We start from the raw sequence: 24,424 nt of genomic DNA, 5'->3' as shown, positions 1-24,424 counted from the left end.
TTTCTCTATCTTCACCTGGTTTCTTTGTTTTAAATCCACTTTTTATCCATCTGATGTTAATAATCCAATATTCATCCTAACTACACTCATTTCCTCATGAGACCTAAACAAATATTCCGCAATAACCTCCATAAGCTCAAAATCATTCTCGTTGTCTATATCTAATACTGCTGTATCCGTCATTCTAATCACATCACATCGGCCCTCGAATATTCCTTTGCCGCTTTTGAGAAATGAAGGTGTATAGGCATACAGAGAGGCATTCATATCAAATATCTCCGGCGCCTGCTGCCTAGCGTCAAAGGATGAGTCAATGACCCTTACATAACCCTCCGGAGATTGTTTCACCATATTGAAATAGGGATTGCGTCTGGAATCAGTTACAGAGAAAACTACATCAGCAGCACATCCAGCCTTCTTATCTATCAAGGATTGCAGATCGCCGACCGTTCTTAACGGTGAAGTGATATCCAGATCAACTACCATATCGTAGTTCGCCCCGTTTCTCCCCTGCATGATTTCAAAACTATTCTGAATTACAGCTATTTTAGGTGTGTAGTCTTGTCCCAAGGAGGGATCTCTATCGATAAAATTGACTTGAAGCTTCAGATTCTGTCCAATTAAACTCATCAAATCTTTACTGTCCGTATTTACAACGATATCACAGTCTATATGAGAGTTCTGTTTCATGAATAAATCAATTACTGAAGCCGTATAAAACACTAACGGGTAACCCAAAAAGTTTTTCAGGTTTTTGTTCTTGATCCCTTTTGAGCCTGCTCTTCCGCAAATCGTAAATAATATTCTCATTTACAAGCTCCCGTCTTTGGCAATCTTCAAAGTCAGCATAGCCGTCTCAATATCGTTCGGATTATTGATCTTACCTTCTATAACATCAAAAAAAGCGGATATTTCCTTGAGTTGATAATCATTTCTCGACTCTGCAAAAGAGATCGTTTCATTTCGTTTAAGATAAGTTATTCTGCTGTTGGCAATGTCTGCGATAACAGTATCTTCATAAGTAAATAGCTGCAGTTCTCTAATGGTCTGGATCCCGAAATAGTCCAAATGAACCTCCGCCATCATATCTTTGTACTTAGCAATATATACTGACAAATCATCACTATCTATTTCGAGATGCGAAACCTTCCCCCTGAAATTTTCTACTCTGTCGGGACGTCCAAACAAATACACGATATAATCCCACTCATGGATAAGATCGATTGAGACACCCCCGCCTTCATCTGCATGTGCACTATAAGTGTTCCTATAATCTACTCCAGCCCTCCAATGGGGCAAATAGCTGGAACAAATCGCTCGCACGCTATAAACTTTACTTAAATCGACCTCGTTTTTCACATACTGTATGACATCAGTATATCTTAACGGGCAGGCAATGTAATAAATGCCCCTTTCATTAAGCATTAACTCTTGAACTGGGACGGCAGAATCACTGAAAACCGGCTTTTCAATGAACATATGTTTAGTTTTGGAAAGGTAGCTCTTTACGGTGTCAAAGTGCAAAAATGTAGGGTTTGTTACAAAGATTACATCGTAATCATCAGGCACTTCAGAATAATCTGTGTACACATGGGTAATGATGGATCTGATATCTTCTCTTATCTCCTTGTTGGTAACTCTTCTGATCAAATCAATAGAGTAAGAAATTCTTCTCTCTTGAAGAACTTTCACAATATTAAACAGATGCCTTGTCCCAATAGACCCAAGTCCAATCATTGCAATCTTATAATGAATCTTCATACTAAGCCTCGATTTCGTCGATTAGATTTAGAATAACCTTGTCCTTAGAAAAATTATATAAAGGCTCTTCTCCCTTTTCAATGGCTGCAAAAAAAGATACAATCTCCTCAAAGTATGCATTTTCAACTACAAATTTACTGTATTGTTCCAGTTGATCCACGGTTTCATATAACTGAATCCTTTTTTCTTCTTTGCGCTCAAAATCATATACTCTGATTCCTTCAGCCGACCCATCCCACTGTAAAAAAAGCTCTTCGCCAAAAAGTTCAAAGTTTCTTACCGCTTTTCTTGAGACCACATCTACCGCAAGCATTCCTTTATGCCCGTTTACATGATCAACCATCACCATATAATTATCGTTATAATCAATATCTAATGAGCTGATTTTACTCTTCATGACATGGACCTTGCTGATGGCTCCGAAGACATCTGTTAGCCACGGAAGCTCAATAGCAAAAATCTCCCTGCAGCCGTTGGAACGTTTGTTTCCTACAAAATAATCTTTATAATTCTCCCAAGGGTGCCAGTCAGGTAAATATTGACCAATATGGTAAGTGTAATTCAAGAGACAATCGCTTTCTTTAACCAGTTGTTTAATCCTTCTCACCTCTTGCCGGTACAAAAACGTAGATGACAGGAATAAAATTTTATTATTCTCTCGAGCAAGCAATGTGTTCTCATCATATTCATCGGTCACTAGGTTTAATTCGGTAAAAACATGTAAGTTCTTTTCAAGACAACTGCCTATTATGCCACTATGAGATAGCGGTGAAGTACAAATAAACGCACAATCAACTGGGGTTCTCAAAAGCAGTTCATCCACGTTTGTAAATGTCTCAATGCCATATTCTTCTTCACTAGTCTTCCTGCGTCCCTCGCTGAAATCAATTCCAAATATCTGATACTGATCATTGTATTTTTTGATTAGCCGAATTCTTCTTTTTCCCATCGAACCTAGTCCGATGACTACAATATTCATAACAAAGCACCTCGCAATAATAGTTAGTTCAATTTATTAACTCATAAATCTATCACATTCAATAACAAAAGCCATGCTGCGGTTAATACCACGCCATGGCTCATACTCTGTGCCCGTTGAAATAAGTACTTTTTGTCTCCATGTCTATTACAACAATGAGTTTTATTTCTGCGGCCCGCGCAGCCGGTCAATCAACGCATTGAGATCAGATTGCACAGGTGCAGATGATTCACGGTTAGTTTCCTGGATAGACAGATATACTTCTTTGCGGAAAATATCGACATGTTTCGGTGCAGATATGCCAATTTTCACAATATCTCCTTCTACAGACAAGACCGTCAGTTCAATCTGATCCTGAATGATAATGGACTCACCTTTTTTACGGGACAGTACGAGCATTTCATCCACCATCCTTTCCGTCGATTACCGGCTGTTCCTGAAATAAACTATGCTTCGTATGATAGGGAGCCTTATGCAGTACCACTTGTTTACCTTTCAGTTCCTCCGGGTTCAGAACAATAGGTGCCAGTAGGTTAATCGTGGACTCTTCTACCTTTTCTTTGAGGGTAATTATGCATCTTACAATCACCTGCGAAGCAATCCCCAGTTCCTCAGCTTCAGCACTCGGAAGTTCAAACTCATAGTCCGGATAGAAAGCAAACGGATCTCCTAACAGAAATGAGAGATTCTTATTTTCGATGGACTGCAGTACCCAGAATGCTGAATCCTCCATAGCAACCAATGCGAAATTAGTATCCTCTTCAAAACCGGGGATTCCTTTGGAGAAATGATACAATTGTTCCTCATGTACTTCAAGTTTTCCCCAAGACAGTGTCTCAATAATCAAATTATTCACTCCTCAAACAGTTTTGCTGTGCAAAACCAGGTTATTTACTTTGGCGGTCATTTCACCTGTATTTAATATGATACATAAACAGCAGAAAAGCTATAGAAGCGCTCTCTGGCACATCTATAGCTCTGAAGCTACATCTGAACATTCACTTCTGGCGGAATATACTGCACCGAAGCATACTGTTGCATATAAATATTTAGCTTGCCCCGTGTGTATTCGGTCTCCGGACGGTGTCTCTCCACTTGAATATCAACTTGTGCTGCCCGAAATCTTATTTCAGGAGCCCTTGTGTCAAAATAAATATCAACATTGTCATAGGACGCTGGCCCTAGAGGCTCGGGGAATGAGTTGGGCTCGGTATCTGTACCGTAGATTTCAGCAATTGTATTCCCAGCTTTAAAAAACTCAGCCATCCGATTCCCTTGCTCAACTTTCCGGGCCAGACCTTGAAGATATAGCTGTTGAATACCTGAATAAATTCTTTTATTCATATCCAGCACACTTCCGCCATTATAAGCAGCGCGTGCCCGGCTCTGATCAATTGTAAGCTCCGGACGTGACGACTGAATGCTTAACTCTCCAGGTGTAGTTGTGATGTTAACTTCAGCCTTTGGTTGAGTGATGGAGAACGTGCCGGGATCAGCGTCAATACCAATCAGAGCAGGTGTCTGTCGAATTTGCAGGATAGGCTGCAACAACGGGCATCACCTCCGTTATCTAATGAAATCTACTAAAGTTGTAGAGATAATCTTAGCACCCACAGAAAGTGAAGCATTATAAATATTCTCTTGAATCTTGGATTTCATAATGAGCTCTTCGTAATCTGCATCCTCGGTCTTAGCCTGAAGGTCGGTCAGATTTATGTTTAAATCACTCAGACGATCCTGCATTAATTCTACACGGTTAGTCTTAGCGCCTATTTCAGAGCGGGCTGATAAAATGGTCTCTACGCGAGTATCAATTTTATCAAGTTGTCCGGAAACTGCTGTAATGTTACCCGATTTCAAGCCTTCAGAAATATTATTGATAATAGAAAACAGATTGTCTGCTTCCCCCGTATGACCAAATACATCATTACCTGTCATATTGATAGGCATTTGTACACCTTCACCTACAATATACTGAATTTGTCCGGAATCTGTCGTGACTTCCTTAGTGGTATCGTAAGTTCCATCGGCACTCTTAGCAAATTCATATGGCTTGACATCATATTTCTCACCATTAAATACGTATTTACCGTTTAATTTGCTGTTCGCAATGTCCACCAGTTGTTCTTTAAGCTGCAATACCTCTTCGTTGATGCTGTCCAGAGCTGATTGAGGGTTGCTTCCTGTCGCAGCCTTCACTGTAAGCTCTCGCAAACGTTGGACAACATCCCCCGCCTGTCCTAATACAGTGTCATTGTAATCAAGCCAAGATAAAGCACTGTCTACATTCTTCGTATACTGTTCATTCGAGGACAACTCGGCACGGTAACGCAAGGAATATGTGATACCTACCGGATCATCGGAGGGCTTGTTGATTTTGCGGCCGCTCGCCAGTTGAAGCTGCGTATCATTCATAGTACGTGCATTACGGTTCAGGTTAAGCAGCAGCTGTGAGCTCATCATATTGGAGGTGACTCTAAGCATTGTTTGTTCCTCCTTTATCTGCCGACTGTGCCGGTAGAATTAATCAATTTGTCCAGCAACTCATCATAGGTTGTCATGAAACGTGCAGCAGCGCTATAGGCATGCTGGAATACCAGCATGTTGGACATTTCCTCATCCAAAGAAACTCCGCTTACAGACTGCCGTCGGGAATTCACTTGGTCCACCAGATAATCGGCGTTGCTCGCTTGACGCGTGGCTTCTTGGGATTGAATTCCTAATTGCCCAACCATTGAGCTAAGGTAGGATCCTACAGTACCTGATTTGAGGCCATCTGCTGTAGTGAATGTGCTGTTATCCTTCATATTGCTGAACAAAAGAGCCAATGTATTATTCCCTTTAACGACAGACACATTTCCGGCACTGTCTGTAGTGGTGCGAAGAGAAGTCGCAAACAGTGTAGGATCAGCAGCGATTTCGGGATTAAGTTTAAGATTGCCTGCTGTGATCGCCTCACCAGCCACAGAAGCTGTAAAGAACGGCCGGCCTGAGCTTCCATTCATTGCATACCCCAGTTGATGCAGTCCATTCAAGCCTTTGACTGTAGTTTTCAAATCACCTGTCAATGGAATAGGCACTGCGCTCCCTGCTGGAAGAGAGGTTTTGGTTCCGTCGGCATTAATGATTTCAGAATCCTTGAGCACCGTAGTTCCTGCGGGCAGAGTAGAACCTGACGGAATGGTAACCTGCACCTCTCCATTAGCGATTGTGTTGGCCATAGCATCCAGTTGTTTCCTGTAATCAGCCACATAGGTTCTACTGGAAAAGATCATTCCATAAGCTTCGCCAGCCTTCAGATCACCAGAAGCATAGGCAGTATTGAGAAAGGCGCTGTCTACAGCCGCAGTAACCGTTGCTCCTTGAACTAATTGCTGTGTGCCCAGTGATATGTTATACCCGGCATCGGTATCCAGAACCGTGATATTTGCTATCTTGGACAGCTTGTCCGTCATTAAATCACGCTGATCCCGCAGATCATTGGCCTGGTCTCCCATACCTTCTATTTTGGAGATAGATTGATTCAAGTCAGCGATAGAGCTGAGGTAGCTCTGTATTTCTTTTCCTTTGACATCAACGTTGGTGCTGAGATCCCGATCCAGATTGCTTAACTGTGTACTCATATAGTTCATGGCATCAGTTAGTGACTGTGCAGTCTGTACTACAATCTTGCGGGCTGTTGGATCTTCCGGGTTCTTGCTGAGATCCGACCAGGATTTCCAGAAGTTATCAAGCACTGTACGGATACCAGTATCTGAAGGCTCATTAACGATGGCTTCCAGCTTATCCAGTGTATCTGATTGGATGCTCCAGTTGCCGCTGGCGGAACTCTCTCCACGGTACTGATCGTCCAGAAACATCTCACGGATCCGCTCGATGGAAGTGAATTCCACACCGGTACCCATTTGTCCCGGCAGTGTTGAGTTATTGAGACCATAGGCCTCAATAGGTATAGCCGCCTTCATGTTCACACGCTGGCGGGTATAACCTTCCGTATTGGCGTTGGCAATGTTGTGGCCGGTTGTATTGAGCGCAGCAGTCTGGGTAAACAGGCTTCGTCTTGCTGTTTCTATCGAGTGAAATGTGGATGTCATGCTACTTGTTCCTCCCTTGTGATTGCTGCGGTGGAAGAGGCCATGAGGATAAACGGGTTATCCGCGGGCATCAAAAAGGCCCGGCCGAGTCACACTGCTGCCCTTGTCGGACGGATGATGGTATGTCATTTCCTGATTTGGTCTTCCGACAAGCAAATCCAGGGAATAATCTATAAAGGTAAGCGACTGCTCAATCAGCTTCTGGTTCAGCTCATTGGCTAGTTTCAATTGCTGCAATGTGCCGGAAAGCTTCTGCTGGATATGCAGCAGGCGCGATTTGTCCTCAGGATCAAATACAAGGCGGGACAGCTCGGTAAGATTCAGATTCAGATTGGAACGGATTCCAACCCCCTGCAGAAAAGTAAATGCCGCTTCCGCACGCTTCTCTTCCAGCTGTCCGATTACCTTCATAAGCTTGGACTCACGGTTCAGGATGTCGATGAGACCCTCCACCTTGTTGTCCATGATGGTCTGTTTCTTGACAGCGGCCAAATCCAGCATTTGCACATGCGCTTCGTCCAGCCGCTCTAGCAATTCTAATAATGTCGTAAGTGCCATGGGTGTGTTCACCTAATTCTCGGAGGATTGCTTAAAGTAGGGGGCGAGTGTCTCTGCGAGCTTAGCTGCGTCAACCTGGTAGGTACCTGCGGATACTTGCTGTTTCAGGCTTTCGATCTTGTTCGCACGTTCAGCGTCAATCTTGCCGCTTTTCTGTGCCTGGAGCAGCTTAATGGCTTCATCCGAAATCGATACCTCATCCTTGCGTGTGCTCTTCTTCATTTGTTCCTGCCTTTGCGATTCCGCACTCCGTTGATACGGGTTCATCGCGTTAATTCGTCCGGTCTCGTTAATTTTCATAACTTCCACCTTCCTTCTGATATAAAAAAGCCGATAATCTTTACTAAGTTTATCGGCCTTTGTTGAAACATTCTTTATAGCTGCAAACGTTTTTTTGCAGATTTTATTAGTTGCGGAACTTGTCCACGGCGCGGTAAGCGGCATCTGAAGCCTTTTTGGTACTGCTTTTGTCTACAGTTTCCTTGGCAGCATTTGCCAGATCCTTGGTCAAACGGCTGCGGCAGCTATCGCACATATGCCCGTCCCGGATCAAGGTCCCGCAGACTTCGCAAGGGTACATCATGTTAGGTGCGTTCGCTATGGAAATCCGGCCCTCACGAATAAAACGGGTGATTTCCTTAATGGAGATCTCCGTGGCATCGGACAGTTCCTGAATATTAGTGCCTCTATTTTTGCGCAGGTAGTCTACACAGATTTCATATTCATGCTCTAAATCTTTGATACAAGGCTGGCACAGGTTCATTAAATTCTTAACATATAGCCGGCCGCATCTTGGACAATTATCTACATTCATTTCTACCGCGGCTCCCTTCCTTACATTCTGCACAGCTTATAAATATCTTATGCTAATAAGATTACATGATAGCTGAAGTTCCGTCTATGATTAGTATCGGTTATGGAGCAGGTTTAATTTAATTTCCGAACGGCCGAAACCGCTAAGAACGTGCCCATGTCAGACTGTATATCTCCGCCGCATAGCCCAAATCACCAATGAGCCGGTGAAGTGCTTCAGCGCAGGCCCTCATCGTGCTCCCTGTGGTGTAAATATCATCGATAATTATAATCTGGAGAGGACGATTCTGCAGCCGGCTTGCCCTTGACTCCAAGTGTCCGCCCAGCCTTTGCAGAAGCTTCTGCTCTGTATTCCCGGTAAAAACCTGCTTCATATCGGCCAGCCGTTCACTTCTGCTTTTGAAGCTCTGTTTGCCGGTATGCCGGGTACGAATCAGCAGCGGAAGCTGCGGAATTCCCCTCCGTAGAGATAATACATCTGCCAGTTGCTCCGCCTGATTAAACCCTCTTTCAGCCAGGCGGGCTGAGCTTACAGGCACAGGGACCAGCAAATCGGCTTGCCATAGGGCCGGGTGAATAAGAAGATAGTTTGGCTTTGCTGCTGCAAAAGGTCTGCGGGAAGAATTACTTTGTAGAGTAGCGGTTTGTTGTTGTTCACTCTGCTCTTGTTGGAGTATGGCATATGCCTTGTCCAGCATTAGGCCCAGTATAGAGGCCAAGCGTTCATTCCCTCTGTATTTATACTGACCCAGCAGCTCGCGCATCTCACTTGTATAGGCCACCGCGCTGCGGTTGCAGCGGATCGGTACAGGCTCGCGGCTGCGGCTGCAATCCGGACAACCGACATGGCGACCGCAGGTCTGGCACCGGGGACAGCGGATCCACGGGATCCCTGTATGGCAGCTTACGCAAATTCCGGGCAGCCCGGATGAAGGACGGCCTCTTTTACCACAGAACAGACATTGAGGCAGGGACGGAGCGATTAATAATCGGGCTTTTTTTATCCAAGACATTATGGAATTCATCTATAACCTCCTTCTTAAGGCTAAATGCAGGAAATTATGAATAAAAGAGTGTATGTAGCGTCTTATCTCACAGGTATCCCTGCCTATGGGCAATCGCGTTCATGCTGCGAATCTGTGAAATGGCTCTGCGCTGTGACTTGCTCCACTCTGCGGAAGCGAATACGACGTGGCCGTCCGGATCATCTTTGGAGCGTCCTGCCCGGCCTGCCATCTGCACCAAAGCTGCCTCGTCAAACAGACTGCTGTCCGCATCCAGAATAAACACATCACTGCGCGGAACCGTAACTCCCCGCTCCAGAATTGTCGTCGTTACCAGAAGCGATATCGCACAGTTACGGAATTCCAGCACCTTCTCTGCTCTATCCGGATCTTTGGACGAGGTTCCTTCCATAGCTAGTCCGGGGAAAAGCCGCCGGAGAAGCTTCAACAGTCCTGCGATATGGGCAATCCTTGAGACAAAGAGAAAAATCTGTGCTTTGCGGGCAAGAGATCTTTGTAAGGCGCGGATCAGACTTCTAGGGAGTCTCCCCTGCTTCAGACAACGGTGGAGCGGCGGCATATGTAAATGCACTGGGACCGGCAAGGGATGGCCGTGAAAGCGGACGGGCACCCTCGCATGCGGCAGTTTTCCTGAACGGGCGAGGCGCTGTAATTCTGCCGGTGGTGTGGCTGAGAGAAAAATGAAGGATCCGGAGGGCTTACAAACCTGCCCGGCAGCGTAGGCCAGCATTGGATCATTATGATAGGGAAAAGCATCGAGTTCATCGATGATGACCAGGTCAAAAGCTTGATTGAACCGCAGCAGCTGATGGGTTGTTGCCAGCGTTATGTTGCTCGCGCTCCAGCGGTCCTCGCTGCCTCCATACAGCACGGCGGGGGTATCCGCCGGGAAGGCCTTGGCCAGGCGCGGCGCCAGCTCCAGCACGACGTCGCGCCGCGGCGTTGCGATCAGCGCCCGGCCTCCGGCTGCGAGCGCCGCCTCCAGGAGCGGGAACGTAATCTCCGTCTTTCCCGCTCCCGTCACTGCCCAGAGCAGGAACCGCTCTGGGCCTCTTAGGGCGGAGCGCTCCCGCGGCTCCGCCAGGAACCCCAGCGCAGCGGCGGCCGCAGCCGCCTGCGCTGCGCTAAGCCCCCACCGGCGTGCCGCTACGGTGGGGGAGACGCCTGCCGTGCAGCGCACGGCAGGCAGCGGCGCGCTGCGCAGCAGCAGCGCGCAAGCCCGGCTGCGCCCGAGTGCGAGGCAGGCCTCGCAATAGGCGCAGCCGGCAAGGCCGCACGCGGCGCAGGCCGTGCGGCCCGTGGGTACGCTGCCGCAGCGCAGGCAGCGTGATGCCCCGCGGCGGGTGGCAGCGCCGCGCCGGGGCAGGTGCAGCTGCGGCAGGCGGAGCGCCGCAGCGTACAAGAGGCGGCCGGTGAACACGGGGAACCGGCCAACAGTCAGGCGCGGGCGGACACCGCGCCCGGCAACTGCCTCGCTCACCCGTCCCAACGCATGCACGCTCTGCTTCATCTTCCTCCCCCACCCCAGCACTCCCCCACCTTGCTCCCGGCTACCTATTCGCTCCGTCTCTTTCCCTCTCTGCTTCGCCTGACTCACCCACCCCAGCACTCCCCCGCCTTGCTCCCGGTTATTATAAGCAACTGCAGCCTCAATTCTTATCCGCCCCTGCAGATGCGCCAGCTGCACTGCAGCAGACCAATTTCCTGCCAGGTCAGGCAGCCGCTCTGCCACCAGTGCTTCTGCTTCGCCCTGCAGCAGAGAACGGCCGGCAAGCGCTCCTGCCAACTGATTAGCCGCCGCCGCTAATGCAGCGAGGTCATCCCAGCCGTACAAGCTAACCTTAGGCATTACAGGCTGAGCATAGTTCCCGACACGTGCAGTCTCCTTCAGACCTCCTTCCGTCCAGCCCAGTATGGATTCTGAAGCGATGCCCCTTTCTGTCAGCCACTCCTCTTCCCGCAGACCTCCCTCCTCCTGTTCTTGCCTGATCTCAGCCTTCAAGCAATTGGCGACATACCTTTTCCAGTCCTCCTTCTTCCATAGCGTCATGGCCGGTGAAGCTCTGAAGCCCTTCCTCAGCTTCACCCCCCAGCCTAACGGGAGCGATGGTGACAGCAGCACCAGACTGTCCGCTTGCCCGCCGCCCCAGCCTTCACCTCCCATTCCCTCACCCTTCCACCATAACCTGTCCACAGCCATGTTTAGCGATATTCTGATCTCCCAAGCGGCATTGCGCTCTACCGCATATACTGCTACTCTCATCAAATCCTTCCCTCTCTCCTTCAAAGTGGCACATCACCGAGACCATAGATTACGATTCCCCCGAATCCACACTTAATTAATTGAACTTTTTATTTTTCTATTCCGCGATAGCCATGACTACAGCAAACGTTTGAACTCCGGCCACTGTCAGGTTTGGATTTAGCTGTACTTGAACAGCAGACAGCCTAACTGCAGTTACTGCAACTATTTATTGCTGTAACAGCCTATCTCTCCACTGAAGTGTATTTCGTACAACTATAATCCGGGAAAACCGCAGTTTGGCCTCATGTCCGCAATAATAAATGTACGAAGTGCAGCTATCTCCAGATATCCTGTCTAAATCTGAATAATAGCTGCACGAAATACAACTAAAGCAGCTGACCTTAAGTTTGGTGTCCGGCTGAACCACTAAGCAATCCGTGTTTGCTCATCAAACACAAAAAAGCACACTCCCCCATCACTGGAGAGTGTGCTTCACCCGTTGCCGACATATTTAATTATCATTCGCCATGCTTCGATCCGTATCCCCTGCTTCCCGGCAGCCGCATCATCTTCAGCGGAAAAGGCTGCTCCTGTGTCCGCAGATCCAGTACGTTTTCCTTCCGGTGTTCCGCTTCGCCAAGAGTGTTGTAGTGCGGCATTACCGGGGCGAACCTGATAGACGAGCCGCTGCAGTCTAACCTTGAGGCAACCGCCAGCGTTCCATCCAAGGAACCATCATCCATCAAAGTGACATACAGCGGTCTGCCCATCCAAAAAGCATAAACTGCGAGCATTCGGATATACCATTCCACAACAGCTTCATGATTGCGGGTGATCAGAATATAATGAAGCCGCTTTCCAGGCCGCATTGCCTCCCGGCTCTCTTCCCTGCGATGCAGAATATGAACAAGGGCTGCTGCGGATGCATAGATAGACACAATCGAGATTAACTGGGCGATCATGGAGATGCACCTCCCTCTTATACCGACACTATATGCCGGTGATAAAGGGACGGTGACAGCCCAGCCTGCCGGGACAGCTGACCCGGTTATTTTGACTCTATATATATCGCAAAGCACAGAATTTCCGCCTTCCTGCAAGAAGACAGATTAAAGCTTCCGGTTTCGGGTACATATTTAAATCAGCATTTTGCAAAATTCGAATATCATGCGGACTGAAACAATACTTTGACTGCAGCTAGACGGCTGCAATCAAGTTATGTACCGTTTTATAAGGATCATTAGGATTCTCCAAAACGCTCAGTTAAAAGTTTACGTGTGAATTATAATGTTACCCAGCCATATTTGATCGAATTGATAACAGCCTGCGTGCGGTCGTCGACTTCCATCTTTTGCAGAATGCTGCTGACATGGTTTTTGACGGTTTTTTCGCTGATAAAAAGGTATTCCCCAATCATCTTGTTGCTCTTGCCTTCAGCCATAAGGCGCAGCACTTCTGCTTCGCGGCGGGTCAGCGGATTGTTGTCGCCTGCAACAAATTTCACGCCTGCTTCCTTAACCGGAGTCTCGGCCATGGCACCTGTCTCGTTAAGATACGTCATGCGGCGCAGCTGATTGATCAGCTTGCCGGTTACCTTGGGATGAATGAAGGCATGGCCTTCACATACAGAGCGGATCGCATTAATAAGCGACTCTGCCTCCATATCCTTCAGCAAATATCCATTAGCACCCTTGCGCAGGGTTTCGAAGACGTAACTTTCGTCATCATGGATCGAGAGGATAATCACTTTAACATCCGGGAACATTTCCCGCAGCTTCTGTGTAGCCTCCACACCGTTCTCAATAGGCATATTAATATCCATCAGCACGATATCCGGCTTGTTGATATTGCAGAATTCAAGCACCTGGATGCCGTCACCGCACTCACCTATGACTTCAATGTCGTCCTCCATATTCAAAATACGTTTAAGCCCTTCACGAAACAACTGATGATCATCCGCCAAAAGAACCTTTATGGGCGATTTTCCAGAATTCTGGTTTTCCATCACATTACTCCTTCCCTTTGTCCACATTCGTCGGAATGTGAATTATGATTGTTGTGCCCTGGTTCTCTGCTGACTGTATTTCCACTCTACCTTCCAGCAATTCCACACGTTCACGCATTCCCACCAGCCCAAAGCTTTCACGGTTGGCTTGCTCACTGATCTTTTTCACATTGAAGCCTAAGCCATTGTCTTTCACTACGATCTTAATTAACTGTGCCTGATACGTAATTTCCACCAGAACATAACTTGGATAGGCATGCTTCGCCGCGTTGGACAAAGCTTCCTGAACAAGACGGTAGACTGCAGCCTCCATCGCTGAAGACAGCCGGTGCTCTTTCCCCCTTGTTTCAAAAGAAGTGCGGATCTTCGTCTTCTCCTCATAATCATGCACGTATTTCCGGAGTGTCGGAATCAGTCCTAAATCATCGAGGGCCATCGGACGGAGATTAAAAATCACTTTACGCATTTCTTCCAGGCTGTACCTTACCTGTCCCTTTAAGTCTATTACTTCGGCTTGTACCAGCCCAAATTCCTGCTTTACCAGCATTCTTTCTACAATTTCCGTCCTTAGGACTAGATTTGCCAGCATTTGAGCAGGACCATCGTGAATTTCCCGGGCAATTCTCTTCCGTTCTTCTTCCTGGGCCTGGATTATCTTGAGTCCAACCATTTGCGTGTTTTTCGCAGATTCGACAATTCTCGTCACTTGTCCTAGTTCTCCAGACAGATATTCCAGGACAACGCTCATTTGCGAACCAATCGATTCGGCCCGTTCCACAGAATTTTCGACACTCCGAGCCCGCATTTGCAGCTCATCCCGTCTACTCCGCAGGTAGGCTTCCCTCTCCCTCGTCATCATCAGCTCTAACTGAAGCTCCGTCGCTTTCTCGTAAGCAACCCGGATATCCTTCTCCGTGTAGCGGACAAAGTCCCGGCTGACCTCGGTCAGCCGGATACGGGAGCGGTGGTACTGCAGCTCCAGCTTGTCTACCTTTTGCAATGTTTCATCCGTTTCTTCCATAACCCGCTGCAGTTCTTTGGTGAGTGCAGCAAGCTCATCACGTGCAACCTGCAATATTTCAAAAATCTGATACTTGCTGCTCTCCATCACGTCGATGGTATTCTTAATGACGCGATCAATCGCATCGGCTTGAAATTCCACGGATGCTTGCCCCATTTCTATCGGATCGTATTAAAGGCTTTCCTTTATACTAACATATCACGATTCGATAGTTACGGTCTTCGTTATCTGTTCCCATTTTACAGTGAGTCCTAGCTGTTCTGTCACGAGTCTAAGCGGTACTAAAGTCCTGCCATTCAGGATTAAAGGCGCTACATCAGCACTCTGGCGTTTCCCGTTAAGCAGGAATTCCTTCTTGTTTACCGTCAGATCCAGTGCTTTCGCTCCGCGAAGCACCATGATCTTCTTGGTATTCTGATCCCATATGGCATTCCCGCCAAAGGCATCAAGCACATATTTAATCGGCACATACGTGCTGCCATCCTTTACAATCGGCGCAACATCGATCGCCTGCTTTGTGCCGTTTACAAGCATCGACTTGGCTCCGATACTCATGGACGCCGTTCCCTTAGGCAATCCGGCTTCACTGGACAGCGAAGGCATAACGAAGGAAATATTATCAAAGGCTACCGTACCTGTTTTAGCCCGCTCGTCCTGGCCTTCCTCTACATTTACCACGTAAAGTCTCTTTAGGGAAGCTGGGAATTTAATCCCTGAACCGGAAAGATCAATATTGAGGTTCTTCCAGCCATTCCAGTCGATCACTTTGGCCAGATCAATATACGCTGTTGCCCCGCTGGCATCCGTTACCTCTGCACGCAGCCAGTTAAGACTCATATCCCCCATCACGTCTACGGACATAGACGTTGCCGTTGCCGGAATACTCTTGCCTGTTGTCCCGTTGAATTGGGCATAAGCATACATTTTACCGGTGCCAGCCGTCATGTCATAGCTAAGCGACAATACCTTCGAGCCAGCCCGTTCCGCACTGCCCGGGACAACTGCTGCAGTTCCCGTTACCCCTGCCGCGTTGGTTGTGAAGGCAACTGGATACGTGGCATTTTCGAAATTCTCCCAAGCCGTTGACGCCGCTGCAGAGAACACAACAGCTGTGCTGAAGCCGTCATAACGGGCAATGGCATAACCGGTTGTTACTCCCGGATCCACGGATTCGACAGTAAGCTTACCGTCACCTACATTCCCTTTAAAGCCGATAAACTCCCATTTCAGCGATGCAGCCGGAACGGCAATCGTTGCCCCGCTCTTCGACACCGCATTAACTGGAACAGATACGGAGGCCCCCGCTATAAGCGGCGCAGTAGTTGTGCTTGAAGTCAGACTTGTCAGGTCATCTCCGCCCAGAACGGTTACCTTGATCTCTGCACTGGCCGAACCGCTGGTTGCTTTCAGGTTAACAGTTCCCGCTTTGACTGCGGTTGCTTCCCCTGCATTCACCGTAACACTGCCACCGCTGGAGCTCCAGGCAGGATTAGCTGCAGCTACATCAATTGGATTGTAGTAAGTATCATAGCCTTTTAGAGAATACGTAGCCTTTTGTCCGATTAACAATACAGAACTGCCGCTGATCTTAATTCCTTTCACTTCACCTTGTGGAGCAGAAGTATATACACCAAGGCCGTTAACGATGCTGCGCTGCTCTGTGCCGTATTCTGTATTAAAGGTAAGGGTAGTGGAGGTTTCTGCAAGCGGACGGTCTACCATCGTCGTAGAGCCCCCTCCGTCCAGGTTAATCCCTTTCCAGACACCGATATTGGTCATGAACGATTGCAGCTCCGTCAGAGACAGTCCTGCACTATTGTTATTTTTCTCGGCTGCAATGACATACACATACCGTCCATCCTCTGAATAACCCAGAGCTGTGCGGGCACGATACCCGCCGATGCTGCTGGTGGAGCGGGAGAAGGTCGCCGCTTTCCCGTTATTAACGAGAATGGTATGCCCCCCTATCATCATCTGCAGTGTGGATGGATCAAGCTCCTGCTGAGTAGTTTTGGAACGAAGCGTGTAGACACTGCTTAGCTTCTGGCCTACAACCAGATGAGCTTTTACAAATTGGGCTGCAAGCCCGTGAGTCCGCAGAATGTACGCCCCTTTAGGCACGGTTATCGGCAAGGCAGCATCAGGGGAAATCTGGGTAACGATATCATTCTCCACCAGTACCTCTGTAGGCGTCGTAGAGCTGTTCTTAGGCCGCTCCAGCGCTATCCAGGCATCTGTGTAGATATAGGCGGCATTGGCATGACTGTAGGTAGAACTGCCGCCCTCAGGGTTATAGGCCCCTTTATTGATGCCGGATAACGGAAACTGTGAACCATCCTCAGCAGTCAGCATGCCTTCGAATGTATATTCATCAATAACCGGCTTACGGTCTTTGGTCACAGCAAAAGCATACATTCCATCAAGCTGTGAAGGTGTAGATACTACAACCCCGCCTGATACTTGACCACCGATCGGTGCACCTTCCCCGCCGGTATTGAAGTAATCCCCGTTAACTGCGGCCACTGCTCCGGTTTCTGCCGCCATTCCTCCGGTACTTTGCCGCGTAGTCAGATTACCGCCTTTGCCCGTCATTACATCTACAGACACATAAGGGTTATTCAGATCGACCCGAACCACGTCAGCCAGACCTGTTACACTTTTGCCGGACCGCACGGTCGTAAATTTATATTTCATCATCATCGCACCTGAAGTAATGACTTCTTCGCTCAGCTTTGTCACTGAGAAGGAGGCTGTAGCAGCTTGCGCTACTGAAACGGAGCCTAAACTGAATAAGGAAGGCCCAGTGCTTCCAATAACCGGCATGATCCACAATACGCCTGCTAACGAGGCAGCAACCCACTTTTTAGAAGTTAGACTTTTGTTTCCCCGTACCAACTCGCTATTCTTTTTCCCCATGAAAACTTCATTCATTTCAGTATAACTCTCCCATCTTATTTACTCTTAATGTATAAAAAAATATCTCTATCAATAGTTCCTGCTATTCCATTACATCTTTAATAGACTGGTTTTAGGCTAAAAAGTTGCGGAAATTGGCAGATTCCAACTCTATTTGAACCGGGGAAGCACCACATTTCTATCCATAAAAAAAGCATCCGGCCAAGGCCGGACGCTCACAGAACAAATATGACTACTTTATTCGGTTTACAAAAACCCTGCCATCGAAAGCATGCGCTGCAGCATCACTGCAGCTTGGGCGCGGGTAGCATTGCCCTGCGGCTGAAATTCGGTGGGTGTCATACCGAGAATAATTCCCTGCTGGACCGCTTTGGCTACAAATTCAGCGCTTTGATTCTGAATCTTAGCCTTATCCTTAAAAACAGATAATGCTGCGGAAGAGGTTCCATTCAACGTAATCGGCTTTCCGGAATACTCCATAGCCCGAATAATCATGATTGCCAGCTGTTCGCGGGTAATATTATCATTCGGACGGAAGGTAGCATCCGTATTGCCGGTGATAATTCCGGCTTTAGCCGCAGCCCCGATATAATCACCGGTTTGTGTGGAAGGCTGCACATCTCTGAACCGCTGCGCCGTCTCACGGTCACCCAGCAGTCCCAGCCCCCGGCTGAGCATGACAGCAAATTCGGCCCGTGTAATTTTTTGCTCCGGCTTAAAGCTGCTGCCATAACTGCTGTCGATAATATTTTTAGCAGCCAGCAGTGAGACTATCGAATTACTCCAATGTTTGCTCATGTCACTGAACGTCCGGGTGGAGAGAAATGTTCCAACCACCTGATTGCCGACTGTATTCGCCCGAATCACAGTACTGCTTCCAGCCGTACTGATTTTGGTAGGCAGATAGGTAGCATCATAATAAGCAAGATCCAGCCTGGCTGCTGAAACCTGATTACTGTTTAGTGTAGCAGTTGTACGTGCAGCATACTCAGCCGCTACGCTGAGTGCGCTGGCATTGGCATAGTTGCTGCTGACAGAAGCGGTCAGTCGGATATCTGTTAAGCCCGTAATAGCCTGCAATCCTTGCGATTGCAGCTTTTGCTCAAATGGCGTAAATGTGCCTGTCGGTACTTTTTCTATCCTTAATATAAGTGAAATATTGCTGCTGTCTGCCACCAGGTTTGCCGCAAGGCTATTCATATCGACGTTATTCAAAGGCAAGGTATAGAGATTATCTCCAAATCGTATAACCATTGCAGCTTTCTTATCCCGGTTCACTGCATTTAGAAGCGGCTTCAGCGGCAAGGTTACGTAAGCTGCCATTTCTGTAGAAGGCACTTCAAAGGCAAGCACGGAAGCTCCCAGCTTGTACAGGTAATCATAGCTTGCTGTCAAACGGTCCGCAGTTAATGTATATCTTTTGACGGACTGGCTATATACAGAACGGTCATCTGCAACCGTTGCCGAATCACTTTTGAGCAGCGGATATTCCTGGCCGAATTCGCTGGCAGCAAGTGTCCCCAGATATGAAGGGCGGCTGGAACTACCCGAAGAGGTTCCTGTCCCGTTGTAGACTGAGAGCGCAGTGAATGAAGGCAGCGGAATTCCGCTGGCATCCGTTATCGCACCGGATCCGGCCATATACGACAGATCCACAACTTGCCCTATTTTAACTATGGTGGACAACGTCAGCTTCAGGACATTTCCGGAGACATAATAGGACTGAACACCAACACTACTGCCATCAACCCGGACTCCAAACTGATTCGTATAGAGTGAGGCAGAAGATGCTTGCATATTCTTACTAAAGGTTACCGTAATCTCATCCCCTGAGATAGTAGCCGAACTAATGTCGGGTACAGAGGTTCCCGTACTTCCGGATACCGATACTGCCTGCAAATTAAGATAGGCTGCACGGTTACCGTTCAGGTCGCTGAGACCGGCACTACCCGGTACATACGAAAGGGTAGTATATTGATTAAGTGCAAGCGTACTCTGGAGCGTAAGTGTGACCTGAGTTCCGCTCACCGAAATGCCGGTTACATAATTGGGAGTGCTGGTACTGCCCACAAGAACAGAGAACTGACTGTTTAGCGGCAACGCAGATGAGGATATTCCTTCATTATAAGTCAGTACTATTTTATTCCCTGTTCCAACAGCATTCTGGAAGACCGGTGCAGTGGTATCACTGGTATTCCGGATATAGAAATCGTTAAAATTAGCAATGCTCTGGCCGTACTGATCCTGAAGCGGATAGGAGCCGGCGTAGTATGAGACTCGTATAGTCTGTCCGTTGGATGCAGCATTACTTAGGCCAAGGACAACGGAGCTGCCGCTAGAGCTGATGCTGCTCACTCCAAGGGAACCACCATCCGCATAGACATAGAATTGGCTATAGGCATTGGCAGAGACCGGCTTTAGGCTATCATTGAAATTCAGTGTCACTGTTTTGCCGGATAAAACTCCATCCCTTGGTGTAGGCAAGGCAGATTGAATTGAATTCGTAACCTGTTGTGATGTAAATGTGCCGGCTGAGTTGCCGTGGCTATCCTGAATCGTACGCAAGCCGCCTGAATAGCTTATCTTCACGACTTGTCCAACAGCTATTCCTGTAGAAAGGGTAATGTATACACTGTCTCCTTGAACATACAGACTTTCTATTGTGCGCTTCTCCTCATTTACCGTCGCTGTGAAGCTTGAATAGAGGAGAGCTACCCCCGAATTAAGCGTTTCGTTATATTTCAGACGGATCGTACGGTTGTTATCCAGTTGTGCCGACACGAGTGCAGGAGCAGTGGTATCCATTACCTCCGTCTGAAAGCTCCATGACGTCTTGCCGCTTATTCCGTCATATACCAGACCTGCAGTATTTGCGTCTGTAAATACGCCTTTGGCGATATCCACATAATACGTTGTTGCTGGATCTAGAGCAGCTACGGGGTTGATAATAAATTCTTTGGCTGAAGCCCCATTGCTCACGTTAACGGGAACTTTGGTACCATTGCTCTTATAAAGCGTCACACCGTCTATAATAGTGCTGTTGTAGAGTGCATCTCGGTTAAAAGTGATTGTCATCGCTTTACTTACCCCTACAGATTCACTCCTGTCAGAAGGCGACAAGGCGGCAGCAGCAAGACCTGAGAGCGGGGTGGTCGTAAAAGTCCAAGTATAAGGACCCGAGGCCGGAAACACATTTCCGTCCCGGTCATAAAAAGCCCCTTGAGGGATCGTTACCGTGTAAGTCGTTCCGCTTAACAAAGGTGAATCATTCGTCGCTGGTGTGAACGCAATAGACTTCTCCCCGCCACCAACTACAGAGGTTGAGTTCACATTAATCCATCTGGTTCTGGAATCATCGGCTGTACCGGGCGAGACTGTAATGTATCCGGATCCCGGCATCATAGGACGGTCAAAGTTCAGCCTGAACACTTCAGTTGTAGGTACATTCACTGCACCCTTATCCGGAACTGTAGTTATATTCTTCGCCTCTCCGCCTATTGTAGAGAAACTCCAGACATTTCCGCTGGAGATCCCGGCAAAGGTTCGATTATCGTCTGCTTTGAATGCATATGAATCGATAAGTATATAATAATTGCTACCCGCTGCTATTTTATTCGCGGCTATTGTCAGCTTCACTGTTGTCGAGGAAGCATCACTTTGCACATCTACACCAGGAACATCATCCCATATTTTAAATTCCTGAACGATGTCATTGTTGAAAGAAGACATTAACCGGACAGTTCCTCCGCCCTTCAACAGCTTTTTATTCAATTTGAAGCTTAATTGGGTTAACCCGGCAGCATCTACTCTGCTGTTATTCGCTGGTGTAAGCTCACTTGCTGCTATTGAGGTATCATTCTCAGGCGCTGTGACAAACGACCAGCTGGTGGCTGCAGACCCGTTACCTTCATTGTCTTTGAACAATCCTTGAGGGATCGATGCCGTGTATTTCGTATTGGGAGCAAGCTTCTTGTCTCCACCCCACTTAATATCATAAGCATTGGAGGGGCCCACCAGTCCATAACTGCCAACAGGAATCTTCACAAATTCAGCCTTTGTATCGCTAGTTATAATTGAGATTTCTCCAATTTGCGGACTTACCTGTCGATCGAAGCTCAGTCTGAGATTCGCAGCCGTGTTCACATAAGTGGCTCCTGCCGAAGGTGATACCGTAATGCCGAATTCAGCGGCTGCATACACTGCCTGGTTTGTGAATCCGCTCAGGGGCTGCCATGTTCCCATCATCATGCTGCCTGATAGAATAATTGCTGTCCAGATTGAAATTTTCCTTTTCATGCCGTGATAGACTCCTCTCAAGCCATACTTTCGTCTTTTCGTATATTCTTATATTCGGTTAAAGGGCTTCCAAAGTTTAGAAAAGTGCTTGTCCGAATCTGTGAATGCTCAACATGTCCATGAACAAAAATAACCCGCAAAGGCTGCTCCATTGGCCGGAGATTCGCCTTGCGGGTTTCTAATAAACATTTATTCGTCTGAAATTATGACTCTATATTAAATCCCTGCCTGGGCTTTCAACATATCTGCTTTGTCCACACGTTCCCAAGGAAGGTCAATATCTGTACGGCCAAAATGTCCATACGCTGCGGTCTGTCTATAAATAGGCTTACGCAAATCCAGCATGGAGATGATGCCTGCCGGACGAAGATCGAAGTTGCTGCTGATAAGATTCGCCAGCTTCTCTTCACTGATCTTGCCTGTTCCGTATGTATCTACATTGATCGAGACAGGATTAGCTACACCAATCGCATAAGCCAGTTGAATTTCACATTTGTCAGCAAGGCCCGCAGCAACCAGATTCTTCGCTACATAACGTGCAGCATAAGCAGCAGAGCGGTCTACTTTGGTTGGATCCTTACCGGAGAATGCACCGCCGCCATGACGCGCATACCCGCCATATGTATCAACGATGATTTTGCGCCCGGTCAGACCGGCGTCACCCTGAGGACCACCAATCACAAAGCGGCCTGTCGGATTAATGAAATACTTAGTGGCTTCATCCAGTAGCTCAGCCGGGACAACAGGCAGAATAACATGCTCTTTAATGTCTGCCTGAATTTGTTCAAGAGAAATTTCTTCCGCATGCTGCGTGGAAACAACGATCGTATCTACACGAACCGGTTTCTCATCCTGATATTCAATTGTTACCTGAGTTTTGCCATCCGGGCGCAGATACTCAAGAGTTCCATTCTTACGAACCTCCGCCAAGCGACGGGCAATCCGGTGCGACAAAGCAATCGGAAGCGGCATAAGTTCTGGTGTTTCATTAGTAGCAAAACCAAACATCAAACCTTGGTCACCCGCACCAATGTTAGCCGTTTCTTCAGCTACAAGGGCAGGATCCCGATTCTCCAGAGCTGCATTTACCCCTTGGGCGATGTCAGCAGACTGCTCATTTAATGAACTAAGCACTGCACAAGTGTTAAAATCAAAACCATATTTTGCACGGGTATAGCCGATTTCCTTAATCGTATTACGTACAATTGCCGGGATATCCACATATTCTGATTTGGTGCTGATCTCCCCGATAACAAGCACGAGGCCTGTTGCTACGGCTACCTCGCAGGCTACCCGGGCATTTGGATCGTTAGCAAGAAATGCATCGAGTACCGCATCGGATATCTGGTCACAGATTTTATCCGGATGTCCCTCTGTTACAGACTCAGAAGTAAACAAATGACGACCTTTAATAGACATGTACAACTACCTCCCATATTGTTAGTCTGACACTGTATAAGGGGGCACCTTAGTAATTAACAGGCCAAAAATATTAAGTAGAATAATAAAGACTGATAAGCCGGTTTATTCAAAAAATGAACCTTTTCCGCATGGAAAAGGTCTAAGGCTTTCCTCAAAAGTCATATTATCTTATTTACCGGTTGCTGTCAATTGAAGGCAGCTTATGTGAAAAGAGACTGCTCCGCCTGTTTGATCAACCTCTTTGTAATTTCCCCGCCTACAGATCCATTATCTCTGGAAGTAAGGTGTCCCAGATACGGAGTACCACCGGTTGCACCGGCCCCGCCCGTCATTCCCAGCTCAGAAGCAAATTCCGTATCCATGCCACCGCCATATGATGCTCCATATAATCCAAATTCAGAAGCGATCTCATATTGCATTTGTTTCAGCATTGCCCGGCTCTCTGGTACAACTGTACGATTAGTGCGTGCCATGTTACAGCACCTCCTGTGAATTTTTTAAGATTACAGGTAGTATTGTGTGCGAATTCCAGAGGCCTCAGTCCGCTCAATGTTTGTCAGCTGTGGGAATGAGTTCCGGGTGTATGTTCAAGCATATTACAGGGCATTCTTAATATAAGAAGGAAAACATTCATTTAGTGCTTACCAATGCGATGTGCAAATGCTTATTTCAATGTGTATGAACCGCGGACCATAACAACAAGACCTAATGTCTGACCGTTCTGCACCGTGATTCCACGTCCATCCCTTGGGAAAGATAACAGGTGATTCGTTGGAGCAGCCGCGCCGTTTGCCAGATCTACACCATCTGTCAGATCAGCAACACCGTTAGCATCCTGGGAATAAATAATCGCCTTACCTGCGCGGACAATAAATTCTGCACCTGCACCAGCAATTAGAGTCTGTCCGGGTTTTACATCAACGATTTCGCTGGCATTCCCAGCAGTTCCGGTATTTCCGGTACCTTGAGTTGGCGCAGGTGTCGGAGCTGCAGTTGCGGCAGGCGCATTCGTTGCAGTTGCACTTGGAGCTTGCGTTGGTGTAGTAATGGTCCCACCTTGCAAGACTTTTTGAATCTGTTGATCTACATAACTCTTGGTGACAACAGGATCATCTGCTGTGCCTGGCTGTGAACCTACACCGGCACCTTCAGCTGTAATATTAAGCATCGAACCTGCCCATAGGCCACCAGCTAACAGTACCGCAGACATCGAGACTTTCCAAACCGTTTTCAACTAAATTCCTCCTCCACTCGGGATAATGGCTATAAAAAAAGAATAGCCTCCGAAG

General features: G+C 47.6%; 21 protein-coding genes. All 21 read right to left on the bottom strand.

Annotation, left to right across the window (positions count from 1 at the left end; all coding sequences use genetic code 11):
- Window positions 1–42 precede the first annotated feature (42 nt).
- The 21 genes from MHI42_RS23050 to MHI42_RS22950 all read right to left on the bottom strand — a co-directional run bounded on the left by MHI42_RS23050 (window position 43) and on the right by MHI42_RS22950 (window position 24,369).
- Window positions 43–810 carry an acylneuraminate cytidylyltransferase family protein gene (locus tag MHI42_RS23050; protein WP_342420763.1) on the bottom strand — a complete coding sequence of 256 codons (768 nt, stop codon included), beginning with the start codon at window positions 808–810 and terminating at the stop codon, window positions 43–45.
- Window positions 811–1,761 carry a Gfo/Idh/MocA family oxidoreductase gene (locus tag MHI42_RS23045; RefSeq protein WP_342420762.1) on the bottom strand — a complete coding sequence of 317 codons (951 nt, stop codon included), beginning with the start codon at window positions 1,759–1,761 and terminating at the stop codon, window positions 811–813.
- Window position 1,762: 1 nt separating this feature from the next.
- The gene (locus tag MHI42_RS23040) at window positions 1,763–2,740 is read right to left on the bottom strand and encodes a Gfo/Idh/MocA family oxidoreductase (protein ID WP_342420761.1); all 978 of its coding nucleotides are present in this window, start codon (window positions 2,738–2,740) and stop codon (window positions 1,763–1,765) included.
- Window positions 2,741–2,902: 162 nt separating this feature from the next.
- Window positions 2,903–3,139: a carbon storage regulator CsrA gene (gene csrA, locus MHI42_RS23035; RefSeq protein WP_042218068.1), complete on the bottom strand. Its 237-nt coding sequence runs from the start codon at window positions 3,137–3,139 to the stop codon at window positions 2,903–2,905.
- Window position 3,140: 1 nt separating this feature from the next.
- Complete coding sequence (gene fliW / locus MHI42_RS23030; RefSeq protein ID WP_342420760.1) at window positions 3,141–3,596, bottom strand: flagellar assembly protein FliW; 456 nt, start codon at window positions 3,594–3,596, stop codon at window positions 3,141–3,143.
- Window positions 3,597–3,724: 128 nt separating this feature from the next.
- A complete protein-coding gene (locus MHI42_RS23025; RefSeq protein ID WP_342420759.1) occupies window positions 3,725–4,291 on the bottom strand; it encodes a DUF6470 family protein in 567 nt (188 codons plus the stop codon).
- Window positions 4,292–4,306: 15 nt separating this feature from the next.
- Entirely contained in the window at window positions 4,307–5,224 is a 918-nt protein-coding gene (gene flgL, locus MHI42_RS23020; RefSeq protein WP_039302670.1) for a flagellar hook-associated protein FlgL, read from the bottom strand.
- Window positions 5,225–5,238: 14 nt separating this feature from the next.
- The gene (gene flgK, locus MHI42_RS23015) at window positions 5,239–6,834 is read right to left on the bottom strand and encodes a flagellar hook-associated protein FlgK (protein ID WP_342420758.1); all 1,596 of its coding nucleotides are present in this window, start codon (window positions 6,832–6,834) and stop codon (window positions 5,239–5,241) included.
- A gap of 57 nt (window positions 6,835–6,891) precedes the next feature.
- A complete protein-coding gene (locus MHI42_RS23010; protein ID WP_042240241.1) occupies window positions 6,892–7,392 on the bottom strand; it encodes a flagellar protein FlgN in 501 nt (166 codons plus the stop codon).
- A 12-nt stretch (window positions 7,393–7,404) separates the two neighbouring features.
- The gene (gene flgM, locus MHI42_RS23005; RefSeq protein WP_039302663.1) at window positions 7,405–7,692 is read right to left on the bottom strand and encodes a flagellar biosynthesis anti-sigma factor FlgM; all 288 of its coding nucleotides are present in this window, start codon (window positions 7,690–7,692) and stop codon (window positions 7,405–7,407) included.
- 106 nt (window positions 7,693–7,798) lie between these two features.
- Window positions 7,799–8,206 (bottom strand): TIGR03826 family flagellar region protein, encoded by a 408-nt coding sequence (locus MHI42_RS23000; RefSeq protein ID WP_039302660.1) that lies wholly within the window; start codon window positions 8,204–8,206, stop codon window positions 7,799–7,801.
- 142 nt (window positions 8,207–8,348) lie between these two features.
- Entirely contained in the window at window positions 8,349–8,987 is a 639-nt protein-coding gene (locus tag MHI42_RS22995) for a ComF family protein (protein WP_342420757.1), read from the bottom strand.
- Window positions 8,988–9,297: 310 nt separating this feature from the next.
- On the bottom strand, window positions 9,298–11,493 hold the full coding sequence (locus MHI42_RS22990; protein ID WP_342424789.1) for a helicase-related protein: 2,196 nt from the start codon (window positions 11,491–11,493) through the stop codon (window positions 9,298–9,300).
- Between the two features lie 500 nt (window positions 11,494–11,993).
- Entirely contained in the window at window positions 11,994–12,437 is a 444-nt protein-coding gene (locus MHI42_RS22985; protein WP_052770132.1) for a hypothetical protein, read from the bottom strand.
- Window positions 12,438–12,757: 320 nt separating this feature from the next.
- Entirely contained in the window at window positions 12,758–13,480 is a 723-nt protein-coding gene (locus MHI42_RS22980) for a response regulator transcription factor (protein ID WP_039303779.1), read from the bottom strand.
- 4 nt (window positions 13,481–13,484) lie between these two features.
- Window positions 13,485–14,642 carry a sensor histidine kinase gene (locus tag MHI42_RS22975; RefSeq protein WP_042141753.1) on the bottom strand — a complete coding sequence of 386 codons (1,158 nt, stop codon included), beginning with the start codon at window positions 14,640–14,642 and terminating at the stop codon, window positions 13,485–13,487.
- A gap of 57 nt (window positions 14,643–14,699) precedes the next feature.
- On the bottom strand, window positions 14,700–17,417 hold the full coding sequence (locus MHI42_RS22970) for a stalk domain-containing protein (protein ID WP_342420756.1): 2,718 nt from the start codon (window positions 17,415–17,417) through the stop codon (window positions 14,700–14,702).
- Between the two features lie 246 nt (window positions 17,418–17,663).
- A complete protein-coding gene (locus MHI42_RS22965; protein ID WP_342420755.1) occupies window positions 17,664–21,713 on the bottom strand; it encodes an Ig-like domain-containing protein in 4,050 nt (1,349 codons plus the stop codon).
- A gap of 216 nt (window positions 21,714–21,929) precedes the next feature.
- Window positions 21,930–23,132: a methionine adenosyltransferase gene (gene metK, locus MHI42_RS22960; RefSeq protein WP_171717164.1), complete on the bottom strand. Its 1,203-nt coding sequence runs from the start codon at window positions 23,130–23,132 to the stop codon at window positions 21,930–21,932.
- A gap of 203 nt (window positions 23,133–23,335) precedes the next feature.
- A complete protein-coding gene (locus MHI42_RS22955; protein ID WP_042240253.1) occupies window positions 23,336–23,608 on the bottom strand; it encodes an alpha/beta-type small acid-soluble spore protein in 273 nt (90 codons plus the stop codon).
- Between the two features lie 191 nt (window positions 23,609–23,799).
- Window positions 23,800–24,369: a hypothetical protein gene (locus MHI42_RS22950; protein WP_342420754.1), complete on the bottom strand. Its 570-nt coding sequence runs from the start codon at window positions 24,367–24,369 to the stop codon at window positions 23,800–23,802.
- Between the last annotated feature and the right edge of the window lie 55 nt (window positions 24,370–24,424).

Source organism: Paenibacillus sp. FSL E2-0178 (genome assembly GCF_038593005.1).
GTDB lineage: Bacteria > Bacillota > Bacilli > Paenibacillales > Paenibacillaceae > Paenibacillus_AQ > Paenibacillus_AQ phytohabitans.
The sequence above is the reverse complement of the archived record's forward strand: the minus strand, read 5'-3'. Positions and strand labels throughout refer to the sequence as shown.